Raw genomic sequence first — 12045 nt, 5'->3', positions numbered from 1 at the left:
TGCTCCGGTAGATTCCCGAGTAATTAGGCTTGGTTTGTGTGAGCAGCATGGTTACCCTTCTTGGCCCTCTCGGCAACTATCGCCGGAGATTCTGACAGGAGACTGAAGGTGCAGTTGGTCGATAGCGACGGGCAAAACGAACAAAACGAAGAGAATGAGCGAGACTGGCAGGAGAAGGTCGACGACTTCAGCTGGGACGTTCTGTTTCGTAACGCTACGGTGTTTGATGGCAGCGGCGAGCTGCCAAGACGCATGGATATCGCTGTGCGCCGAGGGCGCATCGCAGCTAAAGGTACGGCGCTACCAGAGGGTCCTGCAAGACGCACCGTCGATGCCAGTGGCCAGTGGCTCATGCCGGGTTTGCTGGACATTCACACCCATCTTGATCTTGAGGTTGATCTTGATCCGCGCCTTCCCGAGGTTGTGCGTCACGGCACCACCACTGTGCTCTTTGGCAACTGTAGCCTCGGCACCTGTTTTGGCCATCAGAGGGATGACAGTGGGCAGGACCCGATTGTGGACTGCTTTACCCGGGTCGAGAATATTCCCAAGCCGGTGCTGCGTAAGTGTGTGGATGCCATTAGCTGGTCGGATACCGGCGGTTACATGGATCACTTTGCTGACATGCCCCTGGGGCCTAACGTGGGAGCGTTCGTCCCGCACTCCATGCTCCGTGTCGAAGTCATGGGCATGGAGGCCGCGATTAGTCGCGACCCCACAGAGCAGGAATACCAGGAGATGGAGGCGATCCTCGGCCGCGCCATGGAGCAGGGCTACCTGGGCTTATCGACGGATGGTCTTCCCTTCCACTATCTCTCCAATGAACCGCATACTGACAAGCGCATTCCTACACAGTTTGCCGGCTTTAAAGAGCTCCGCCGACTCATGAAAGTGCTGCGAAAACACAATCGCGTGTGGCAGACCACGCCGATTATTGAGAACCGCGCCACTGCGCTGCTGTACTTCACCCTCACCAGCGGCCGCTTGTTCAAAAAGACGCTCAAAGTGTCGGCTTTATCGGCTATGGAGCTGGTGCTGGCACCCCGCGCTACCAAGGCATTTTTGGGCTTTGCCAAGCTCATGAACAGCTGGCTATTCAAGGGCAGTCTGCATTTTCAGGCCCTGGGCACTAACTTTCGTGTGTGGTCTGACGGCATTGTCAGCCCGCTCTACGAAGAGCTTCCTTCTACCGCGCAGCTCATTGCTCTGGAGTACGACGATGTCGAGGGACGGCATGCGCTGATGCATGATCCCCAATGGGTAGAACAGTTCAGGCGCGACTGGATGCACGGCCGCACCGGCGGCGACTGGGCGAGCTTTAAAGCACGTATGGGTATGCCGGATCATTTGGTGATTCGCGATCTACATCGCCTAGTGTTCGACGGTGCGCCGGTATCCGATTGGGACGGAGAGTCCTTCGATAAAGTCCATGAGCGGCTCTTACGCTTTATGGATGGGGACAGCGCTCAGGCTCGATCCGATGCAGAGCGAGAAGCCTTTGCGTCCCTTACCAAGCGGCCTGAGACGGACGCGGACTTTATGCTTTTCCTGATGCGCCGCTATGACAAGAGTTTTCGCTATTGGGCGGATGTATCCAATATTGATAACCGCGCGACCATGGATTACCTCATGCATCCCCAGGCATTGCCCGGCTTCAACGACTCTGGCGCCCATCTGACCAATATGGCCTTCTTTGACGGCAACCTCATGTCCTTAAAACTCGCTCAGCAGCAGGGCGATGCGATGGTTTCCAAAATGGTGAAGCGCCTGACCCGGGAGCCTGCGGAGTTTTTCAATATTGATGTGGGTACGCTGGATCTTGGCGCCCAGGCGGACATCGTGCTCATTGATCCGGAAGTTCTGCGAGGCTGGGACTGCAACGACACCCGCGAGTATGTGTTCAGGGATCTCTTTGGACATCACCAAATGGTCAATCGTCCTCCTGCAATCGTGAAAGAAGTCATGATCCGCGGGCAACTGGTCTGGGAAGAGGGCGAGTTTACGCAGGCACTGGGTGAGCAGACCCTGGGCAGGGCGCTTCGCGCTGCCTGAGGTTGTCGATAAGCGGCGTTATAGCGGGCAGTTGGGAGCGATCAGTGCGCGAATGGCCGCACTGTAGTCCTCGTCACTGTGGCAAACGCCGTCACTGCTTTTATCCACGTAACTCGCGCAGAGGTTGACCGCACACAGGGGCTCTGTGTGTGTACTGGTGAGCTCTGTGAGGGCCGGTCCGGTTCCTCGCAAAAGGTCCCGCATGGATAGCGGCGACAGCATGCCCACGCGTTCCTCGACGTGGAATCCCACGATGTTATGTAATGCGCTCAGTAATTTGGGGCCAATGAATTGGGGCACCACGGGCATTTTTACTCTCTCGAGCATTGCGCTTGCGCGGTCGATATAGAAGGGGAGTATGGGGCTGTCGACGGTAAACTGCAGCCAGGCATTGTGGATCCTACGATAGCTATGAATCCCGTCGTCCCTGCCCTTAACCCATACCTCGCGTCCAAAGCTGTGATCCGCGGACAAAGGTTCAAAGTCTCGGAAGATAAGCAGGTCCGCGTCGCACCAGATGGCGCGCTCGTATCCTGCGCGAAGGGACTCCCCCATCAGCAGCAGCCTCGCTAGATCGGTAGCGACCACTGGTTGTACCCTCAGTTTCTCCCGAAGCGCCGGTGGAAGCGGCCGAAAAAGTTCGTCGCCGCAAAAATTGTAGTCAAAGCCTCTCGCCTTGGACCAGGCGCGTACCGAGTCGCAGCAGCGCCGTTGCCAGGCCGGAAGAACCCCCGGTCGCTGTGATTGTAAGACCAGAGTTTTCATCCCTCGAACACGCCAAAGTATTCCTTGAAGAACGCCTCACCATCGACGGCGGTAGCCACTCGCGTAGTGCTTGCCGGGTTTCTGACAAAGGAGGTGACCCCGGGGGTGGGTTCGCTCTTTAGGTCTACGTGTACATCGCCAGACTGAAACCGACAGAGGCCCGGATTGAACAGCGTGGCCGCTGTAAGAGGGTCATGAAAATGCAGAAGATCGCGCTCGGCGAACCAGACGCTTGACCAATCCAGCACGACTTCCAGAAGCGGGTCCTGCCTGAATCGCTTAGCGACTTCCTCCGGCCCCATGCTGACCTGCCAGGTGATATCCAGCCCCGTGGCAGTGATCTGCGGTACGGAAGAGGCGAGTACCTGCTGGGCGGCATGGGGGTCGACGATAATATTCCATTCGGTGGGGCCCCAGGGCGTCGGATAGTCAGAATATTTGCCCCCCATAATCACAAGCTCGGCCAATAGATTTGGTATTTCGGGATCCTGGGAAAACAGCGTTGCTATATTGCTCAGGGGCCCCACCGCTAACAGCGTGACTTCATGGGGATGGGCGCGAATCGTATCGCGGAGGAAGTTGATTGCTTCGTTATCGACAAATTCCGGCTGCCTGTCTGTGAGTCGTTGGGTCTGTGGCGCTTGGGTCTGCATCGACTCGACAATCAGCGGCTTTTCCGCGCCCGGGTAGATAGGAACGCGTGCGCCGGCGACCTTGCAAAGCGCAGCGGCTAATTGGGCGCGGCCCTGCGCGTTACCGGTTACCGTGGTGATACCCAATAACTCACAACGCGGCTGGCGGAGCAGGTAAGCTAATGCGACGGCATCATCGATGTCACTGCCAATATCGGTATCCAGAAGTACCTTTCGGGCAGCTTGCGATTGTGGATGCGCTTGCGCCTTTGCAGCCACTTGCGTCCGTGCTGAGCCTGCGGTGGCAAAAGGTAAAAGCAGGCCTGCGCTTGTAAACTGCCGTCGTCGAATCATAAGTGGATGGTAACTTTCATCGTATCGGCCAGACGCCTGTCACTTTGAACTCCACAGAGGGCTGACAAGAGTAATGAATTTGGCTTTGCAGTATAACGGCGACACTCCTCAGGCTTAAAAAATTGAACGCGGTTTTCTTGCTAAAGTGGCAAGAGATGATTTGTGAGGATACCCTTATGCTTGGAACGCGCACTCGCAACGATGCCCGACTTTCGGCTGGCACGGCTTTTTCCCTGGTCAGTTTGCTTGTTGCCCTGCCTATGATGATGGCGACGGCTGCAGAAAACCGGCCTGAGCCGGGAGAGGAAAACATTGCGGGGGCCCTCGCGGCGGGCTTCGCGCCGCCAAAGCTTGCACCAATCCGCGGTGATGAAGCGCAAGGCCCCTTTGATCGTCTGTTAATCCAGAACGCGATGTTGGTGGTGGGGAACGGTGCGCCTCCAAGAGGGCCAGTGACTATTGAAGTGCGTGGAGATCGTATTCATTCGATTCATGGTGGTCACGCTAACGATGCGGAGCTTGCGGGTGCTGAAGTTATCGATGTCGACGGGGGCTACGTGCTTCCGGGTTTTGTCGATGCGCACACGCATCTGGGAACGCCCGGACATGCTCAGGCGGGCGCACTCACCGACTCAGAATATGTCCTTAAGCTGTGGCTTGCGCATGGCGTAACCACGGTGCGCGATGTGGGCGCGGTTATGGGATTGGGCTGGACGATCAAGCATCGGGAGATGGCTGCTGCAGGGGAGATAAGTGCTCCTCGCATGCGGGTTCATGCAATGTTTCCGCCGTCCACGGCGACCGCGGACGAGGCCCGGGACTGGGTAAAGGCCGTGCGCAAACGTGGCGCCGACGGGGTGAAATTTCGCGGCGCCCGGGCTGAGCCCTTTGCCGCGGCTATGGAAGAAGCCAAGCGTCTGGGCATGAAAACCTCCTATCACCACGCTCAGTTGTCTGTGGTGCAGACCAATGTCCTGGACAGCGCCCGGCTGGGACTCGATAGCATGGAGCATTGGTACGGTCTTCCGGAAGCCATGTTTGATGATCGTGTCATTCAGGACTACCCCCACGACTATAACTACAGCAACGAGCAGGATCGTTTTGGCGAAGCAGGGCGCTTGTGGTTACAGGCCGCGGCTCCGGGGTCTGAAACCTGGCAACGTACCATTGCTGAGCTCGTTGACCTGGATTTCACGCTGTCGCCCACATTCACTATTTATGAAGCTAACCGTGACCTCATGCGGGCTCGCAATGCGGACTGGATGGAGGACTACGTACCGTCTTACATGGCGCGGGCTTTCGAAGCAGATCCTGATATCCACGGGTCCTACTTTTTTGACTGGACCACGCAAAAGGAAATCGACTGGAAGCAAAACTTCCAGCGTTGGATGAAGTTTGTAAACGACTACAAGAACGCCGGTGGTCGTGTGGTTGCGGGTTCGGACGCAGGCTTTATCTACAAAGTCTATGGTTTCGCGTACATCCGCGAGTTTGAGTTACTCCAGGAAGCGGGCTTCCATCCCCTGGAGGTGATCAAGGCAGCAACACTTGATGGCGCTGAGTTGTTGGGCCTTGACCGGGAGATCGGTACGGTTGAAGTGGGTAAAAAAGCGGATTTGGTTATTTTGGATGAGAATCCCTTAGCCAATTTCAAACTGCTTTATGGCACGGGTCACCGCCGTTTAAATCGTGAGACTGGGTCCGTAGAGCGTGTAGGCGGTGTTCGCTACACCGTGCGCGATGGGATCGTCTTTGATGCCAAGATGCTCCTTGAAGATGTGCGGGAGCTGGTCGCGGCAGAAAAAATGGAACCCTGACAGGCATATGTCGTCCGACAGAAAAGGGCTTTTGCTGCGTAGAAGCTCCTATCTCTCCCAGTTCAGAGGTCGCACTCTATGTATCTATCGGCTCGGCAACAGCTCCTTAGCCTGTCATTGATGGCTGTTTGTGTGGGGAGCGGTCTAGGTGGCTGCACCACAATGGACGAAATCATTATCGACCGCAAGGGTGTCGATTTGGCTAAGTACGCCGCGGACAAAGCGGAGTGCGAAGTCTACGCAGACGAGGTGCGCACGGGGGAAAAAGCTGCCCGAGGCGCGGCCTCCGGTGCGGTTGTCGGTGGTGCCGTGGGCGCTATCGTTCGCGATAGCACCGAGGGTGCGGTTCGAGGTGCCGGGGTAGGCGCCGTTACGGGAGGCGCGAAAGGCGTCTCTGAGGGGGAGCGCGACAAGGTCAGGGTTGTGAAGCGCTGCCTCAGCGGCCGCGGCTACCGAGTACTGAATTAACCGCGATCAAAGAGCTTGTTGAATAGCTTTCCGGCCTCATCGCTGGCCTTGCGTTTGAGTTCACCTTCCGCGAGGTCCTTGATGATTTCGCTGGTGTTGACACCGCACCATCCTGCAGGATCATCGGCGAGGTTGCCCTTACACTCCACGGGCCAGCGAAGATCGGTATAGCGCTCGTTGATTCTGCACGCGGGATCTAACTCTCCCAAAGCCGGGGACAGTTGCGCGCGAAAGCTGGCGCGCAGATCCTGAGACTCCAAATCCAGCGTGCCATTGCCCTGCAGCCCTACCGCAGCGAGCTGCGCCGTGAGGGGACTTAAGTTTGCCACGCCGTTCGTTAACATCACTTCTGCTTCCAAGGCGTCAAAGTGGGTATCCCCCGGAAACTCTGCGTTTAAGGACTCCTGATTAACCAGCGCCACGCCCGTGCAGAACATTTGCTCTATACCGATGCCGGCCAGTGTGATGTCTTTAGTGGTGAAGCTAATAGGCCCTGTCAGGGACTGGGTCAGAGCATCACTGCTGGAGCCAGAGCCGCTGAGGGACCAATCGAGATTGGCCGTCCCCCGTGCTTCCATACCCAGCTCCATCGCAGATACTGCCTGCGCTACATCCAGTGCTTTTACACCACCCTCGGTGGCGAGGGTTGCGACGTTGAAGCGCCCGTTGAACACCGCCGAGAAGTTGATGTCACCGCCGTGCACCCGGGCAGAGACGGGGTCGAGTGTTGCCACACCGTCTACCACCCGCAAAGCGGCGCTGACATCGGTGAGCTCGTGGGCATCGAGGATAACCCTATCGATGCGAAGCTTCGCGCGGGTATCGATCATGCGGAGAGCGTTTAGGGGCAGCGGCGTGGACCCGACCGAAGGCACGTTATCCTGCGCGACTTCCGCAGCAGCATCGGGTCCGGCGAGAACAAGAAGCGCGGGATTAAGCTCCGTAAGGGCGAGATCTGCATCAATCTGGGGGCTCTCAAAACTGGCATAGCGCAGGGTACCGCCGCCTTTCAGATCGCCGGTTTGCAGCTCCAGGCTCAGGTCCGCGACCTGGGTATCCAGTGCAAACTCGCCACTCAAGCCCAGTGTAATGGCATCAGGCGTGGCGCCCGTGACTCGAACATTCAGGCTATCCAGACTGAGCTTTTCTGCATTGAGATCGGTCCTGAATTCGCCGGCAAGGGTGATTTCCAGGGGCGGGGCATCGTCGCCCGACGGAATGATGACGTCAGCGGTTAACGGCACCACACGGCCATCAAGATTGAAATCCTTGGCGGTGAGTTGTCGCAATTGAAGTTCGCTGATGGGGACACCAGCGCTGTCTACGGTAATCACTTTGATATTGCTCAAGGAAAGCTCGCCGACCTCTAAGGCCAGCGGTGCGACTATCATGGTCGCGGCAGCCTCTGCCTGTGCTTTAGCGCGTACTTGGGCCCTGAGTGTATAGAATTTTTCAAGCTCTGCATTGCTCAGTGTTGAGGTGTCCATGGCTTCTGCTTTAGCGGCTTCCTCGTCCACAGCTTCAGACGTTACGGTAAGCCCCTGCACCTGAATACTGTCGATCTCGACGCTGCTTTTGAACAAAGGCATAAGAGCTACGCCTGCGGACAGGGATTTCGCCACTATGCGGGTGTTTCTTTCGGGCACATCGAGGCTTACATCAGTGGCTGCCAGAGCGACCTTGGGAAACAGCGAGAGCGAGGCATCGCCATCAACGCGAAGAACCGCGCCGCTTTCTTCTTGTAGCTGCTTTGCCACGATGTCCACCAGGGCCTTCTCGTCAAGAAAGAGCGGTATCAGAATTGCCGCCAGAACAATGAGTAAGACCGGGACAGCCAGAATCCACAGAACTATGCGCATGCTTAAGACCTTCAATTAGAGCAACGTTTGATTTGAGCGTAGCAGAGTCAGTCGTTTAGCGTGAATTAGACTTTGCGAAATTCGGCGAGGGCCCCAAGACCGCTTTGGAGCAATTGCTCTGATGCCGACAAATCGCCCGCTGGAGCTGATTGAGATTCGCGCATCTGCTCTTCAAGCGCCGCAAAATGCTCGCCCGCACGGCTTAATCCGAGGCTGCGGCAGGTGCTGGCCAGGGTATGAACCTCCCGGATCATGGCTTCCAGCTCTCCCTCGGCGGTGGCTTGAGCGTAACTTGTCCAGCGACTCTGTACTTCGCTTTCAAACTGGTCCAATACCGTGGCGAGGCTGGCGTCACCTATCTGGGCACGGAGATCATCCAATACGTCTGTTGCCAGCTCGGGTGGTAGGTCGGGCTCAGGGGCTTTCTCCTGGGTGATGTCACGCTTTGCTTGAGGCTCACTAGTTACATCGGCCGGTAACCAGCGATTCAGCTGTTCCGCCAGACGATCCCTGACGATAGGCTTTGTCAAATAGTCGTTCATGCCTAACCTCAGGCAGCGATCTCTTTCTTCACTGCTGGCGTAAGCGGTGAGGGCCACGATGGGCAGCTCTGTCCCGTCCCGTTCTCTGCGAATATTTGTGGTGGCCGCGACACCGTCCATCACAGGCATGTTCAGATCCATGAGAACCAGATCGAAGGTTTCGCTGAGTGCTCTTTTTACGGCCACTGAACCATCTTTGGCTTCCTCGACAGTCACTCCCAGAGATTCAAGAATGAGTCGCCCAAGCAACATATTTGTTGAGTTGTCATCTACCAGTAACACGGTGCCCTGAAAGCGCGTTGGAACGTCCGCAGCCAGTGGAGCGCCGGCGCTTTGCCCAAGACTCTCCTCCAGCCCGACCTCAAGAGGTACATCCAGCCAGAAAAGCGAGCCTCTGCCTGGCTGAGAGGTGACTCCCAGACTCCCGTCCATGACCTCGACATAACGCCGTACTAGATCCAGGCCGAGACCCGTACCAGCTTCGTGATCCGGCGTAGCAGAACTGCCTGTCCAAAAGGGTTCAAAGATCAGTTGTTGGTTCTCTTTACTGATACCTCTGCCCGTATCTTCCACTTCAAAGCGGACAAATTCCTCCCCGGAACTTGTAGAGGGCAGCGCGCGGACGGTAACGCTCCCGGAGTGAGTAAACTTGATAGCGTTGGTAATCAGGTTGAGGAGACACTGGCGCAGTTTGGCCTTGTCGCCCAGGTAGTAGCTGCTTAGGAGAGGGCTGATATACCAGGAGAGATCCAGATTTTTTTCTACTGCCCGCGCGCGAACAATGTCCGTCACCCCGCGCAGCAGCAGTGGCAGTTCAAAGATAGTGCTTTCGAAAACTTCGTCACCATCCTCTATCTTGGAAATATCCAACACGTAGTTGATGACGTGGAGCAGGTTGCGCGATGAACTTTCAGCCAGGGCGAGCAACTCCTGGGCCTTTGGCCCTACTTCCTCGTCTCCCATAAGAGACAAGGCGCTCACAACGCCGTTGAGGGGTGTGCGCATTTCATGACTCATGCGCGCGAACATCGCGCTCTTGGTTGCTTGTGCCACCTCGGCATCAAGCTTGGCTTCCTGAAGTTCGCCGTTCAATTTCTCGAGGTCGCTGACCATGCGCTGCTCCGTGGTCATCAAAAAGAGCTGGTCAAGCTGAGAGTCCTGCGGTGAGAAGTCATCCATGCCGAGCTTTATGTCCGGACAATGGGAGTTCATCCAAAAGACCCAGGGGGCGCCACAAAAACACAGCACGGGCTTGCCATTCCAGGTGGTTTCGACCATTTGTCCGCGCATGGCAAAACGCTCATCAAGGCTCTTTACCAGGAACAGCGACGTCACATGCTCGCGCACCTCGGGAACACTCCGCGCGGCGGTAGGACGTAAAAGTTTAAAAATGTCGAAAAAAGACCGCCCGTTCGTCAGAGCGGGTAAGTGGCGTCTGGGAGTTTCACTGCTGTAAACGATCTCTCCATCATCATTGATGCAGAGAATGACCGTGAACAGTTTTTCAAGCTGTGTCCACGCGAGTCTTGGTTCAGTAGTCACTGGATGCTGAGTTCAAATACGCTATGCGTACCCTCGCCATCGTCATCGATGGATACGGCAAAAATTTCCAGGGTGTCCCCAAAGTGGTCTGCCAGCCCGCCTAGAAGCCCGGTGACGAAAGACGTAAGACCCTTGCGCTCGGAGTAGTAGTGGACAAAGTACTTCCCCGCATCCTTATCGATATCCTCAACGCGAAACTGCGGAGGGACATAGTCCAAAAAGGTACTCGCGATGCGATCATGGAGGTTGTTCAGATTGTGCAGGAAGCCCACAGTGTCGTTTCCCGTTGCATCCATGAGCGGTGCGAAATTCTTGGTCGCTATCTCGTCCACCCAATGTTTGCCGAACATCTCCATACAGGTGTCTATGGGCGCTTCCAGAACCTCTGAAGCTGCCCCGGCAAGCTTGTAAGTGCTCTCGTCGTCGTAGCGGCGCATAGTGAGAAATGAATCTTCAGCCACGCCGGAGCACTTGTGCACTTCCTTCCACTGCTCTTCACCAAAGTGTTTAATCACCATGTCCTGAAGAGTGCTATTAATTAAACCGTACACGTTTTATCCCTCTTTTTCGTTATTGCCAATTTGCTGGTCACCGCTATCGTCAATCCAGGCCTGACGCTTGCGATACAGGGTTGACGGCGCCACCTCGAGAAGTCCCGCAGCGCGATTAATGTTGCCTTCACAGGCGCTTACCGCAGCCTCGATGGCCCGTTTTTCAACCATTCAGAGAGGCTCAATGGCACGGCGTATTGCCAGCCCATCCTGCTCGGAGCTTGCCGCTGCCGGAGCGGTGTTGTTTTCTTTTTCGACACGCTCTATCAAACCGTGGTGGACATTCAGCGCGAGCATATCGATCTCAATCTGCTCTCCCTGGTTAAGCACCACGGCTTGCTGTGCCACGTTTTGTAGTTGTCGTACGTTACCGGGCCACACATAGCGCAGCAGTTGTTCCTCTGCCGCCGAAGAAAAACCCGTAAAGTCTTTTCCGGCCTGCGTCGCATACAAGTCGAGAAAGTGGCGGGCAATCATAAGTATGTCACGGTCCCGCTCTCGCAGTGGGGGTAGTCGGAGAGGTACCACGTGCAGTCGATAGAAAAGATCCTCACGGAAACGTCCTTCGCGGACTTCAACCAAAGGATCCCGGTTGGTTGCACAGACAAACCGCACGTCTACGGTCTCCAGAGTGTTGCTGCCAACCTTTCTGAAGGTGCCGGTCTGAATGAATCGCAAAAGTTTCTTTTGCAGATCAAGATCCATTTCACAGATCTCGTCGAGAAACAGAGTACCGCCATTGGCAACGCTAGCTGCGCCTTCACGGGCAGCGCTGGCGCCGGTGAAGGCGCCTTTAACATGGCCAAATAGCTCGCTTTCCATCAGTTCCCCGGGGATTGCGCCGCAGTTAATGGCGACAAACTCCTTGACCGCACGCTTGCTATGGGCATGAATCGCCTCGGCGGCGAGTTCTTTACCCGTACCGCTCTCACCGACGATAAACCCCGTGGCGTCAGACGGAGCGAGAGAGTCTATTGTCTGATAGACCGTCTGCATGGCATTGGATGAGCCGATAAAGCCCGCGTAGGTTTTGCGCTGCTTACTCGAGAGCTCCTCTATCTGCTTGCCGAGGTCCAGCTGCGCCGCAGCATTGCCCATGGTGACTTTGAGTCGCGCCGCGTCAAAGGGTTTGGTCAGGAAGTCGGAAGAACCCATCTGGATTGCGTTGACCGCCATATCCGAAGTGCCATGGGCGGTCATAACGACCACCTTTGGCGGGTTATCCAGAGTCATTGCGTGATTAAGGAAATCAATGCCATTGCCGTCAGGTAACTCGATGTCCAGGAGTATCAAGTCCGGCACGAATGCATCGAGCGTAGCGTGCGCACGCCCCAGAGAATCCACGGTGATGATCTGATAGTTTTCTGCAGACAGATACGCGTTGTAAATCGCAGCCAAAGAAGGACTGTCCTCAACCATCAATAGCTTGAGGGCATCTGTCATATCACTTGTCCGACAAAGCA

At 56.1% G+C, this 12045-nt stretch carries 10 protein-coding genes; 3 read left to right on the top strand and 7 right to left on the bottom strand.

What is annotated here, in order from left to right:
* Positions 1-108 precede the first annotated feature (108 nt).
* The gene (locus ACTG39_RS00665; protein ID WP_439105585.1) at positions 109-2052 is read left to right on the top strand and encodes an N-acyl-D-amino-acid deacylase family protein; all 1944 of its coding nucleotides are present in this window, start codon (positions 109-111) and stop codon (positions 2050-2052) included.
* Between the two features lie 18 nt (positions 2053-2070).
* Here the strand turns inward: ACTG39_RS00665 and ACTG39_RS00660 are convergent, their stop codons facing one another.
* A complete protein-coding gene (locus ACTG39_RS00660; protein WP_439105584.1) occupies positions 2071-2817 on the bottom strand; it encodes a hypothetical protein in 747 nt (248 codons plus the stop codon).
* Positions 2814-3803 (bottom strand): nucleoside hydrolase, encoded by a 990-nt coding sequence (locus ACTG39_RS00655; protein ID WP_439105583.1) that lies wholly within the window; start codon positions 3801-3803, stop codon positions 2814-2816. Before ACTG39_RS00655 ends, ACTG39_RS00660 begins: the two co-directional genes overlap by 4 nt.
* Positions 3804-3979: 176 nt before the next feature.
* Between ACTG39_RS00655 and ACTG39_RS00650 the strand changes: the two genes are divergently transcribed.
* Entirely contained in the window at positions 3980-5620 is a 1641-nt protein-coding gene (locus ACTG39_RS00650; protein ID WP_439105582.1) for an amidohydrolase family protein, read from the top strand.
* A gap of 162 nt (positions 5621-5782) precedes the next feature.
* Positions 5783-6088 (top strand): glycine zipper domain-containing protein, encoded by a 306-nt coding sequence (locus ACTG39_RS00645; RefSeq protein ID WP_439105581.1) that lies wholly within the window; start codon positions 5783-5785, stop codon positions 6086-6088.
* On the opposite strand, the gene ACTG39_RS00640 is transcribed toward ACTG39_RS00645, so the two are convergent.
* From ACTG39_RS00640 to ACTG39_RS00620, 5 genes are all read right to left on the bottom strand, one after another.
* The gene (locus ACTG39_RS00640) at positions 6085-7947 is read right to left on the bottom strand and encodes an AsmA family protein (RefSeq protein WP_439105580.1); all 1863 of its coding nucleotides are present in this window, start codon (positions 7945-7947) and stop codon (positions 6085-6087) included. The genes ACTG39_RS00645 and ACTG39_RS00640 overlap by 4 nt on opposite strands.
* 65 nt (positions 7948-8012) lie before the next feature.
* A complete protein-coding gene (locus tag ACTG39_RS00635; RefSeq protein ID WP_439105579.1) occupies positions 8013-10031 on the bottom strand; it encodes an ATP-binding protein in 2019 nt (672 codons plus the stop codon).
* Positions 10028-10582, bottom strand: a complete 555-nt coding sequence (locus ACTG39_RS00630) for a heme NO-binding domain-containing protein (protein WP_439105578.1) — start codon at positions 10580-10582, stop codon at positions 10028-10030. Before ACTG39_RS00630 ends, ACTG39_RS00635 begins: the two co-directional genes overlap by 4 nt.
* 3 nt (positions 10583-10585) lie before the next feature.
* A complete protein-coding gene (locus tag ACTG39_RS00625) occupies positions 10586-10753 on the bottom strand; it encodes a helix-turn-helix domain-containing protein (protein WP_439105577.1) in 168 nt (55 codons plus the stop codon).
* Positions 10754-12025 (bottom strand): sigma-54-dependent transcriptional regulator, encoded by a 1272-nt coding sequence (locus ACTG39_RS00620; RefSeq protein ID WP_439105576.1) that lies wholly within the window; start codon positions 12023-12025, stop codon positions 10754-10756.
* Positions 12026-12045: the final 20 nt, after the last annotated feature.

The organism is Congregibacter sp. (genome assembly GCF_965662665.1).
Lineage (GTDB): Bacteria > Pseudomonadota > Gammaproteobacteria > Pseudomonadales > Halieaceae > Congregibacter.
The sequence above is the reverse complement of the archived record's forward strand: the minus strand, read 5'-3'. Positions and strand labels throughout refer to the sequence as shown.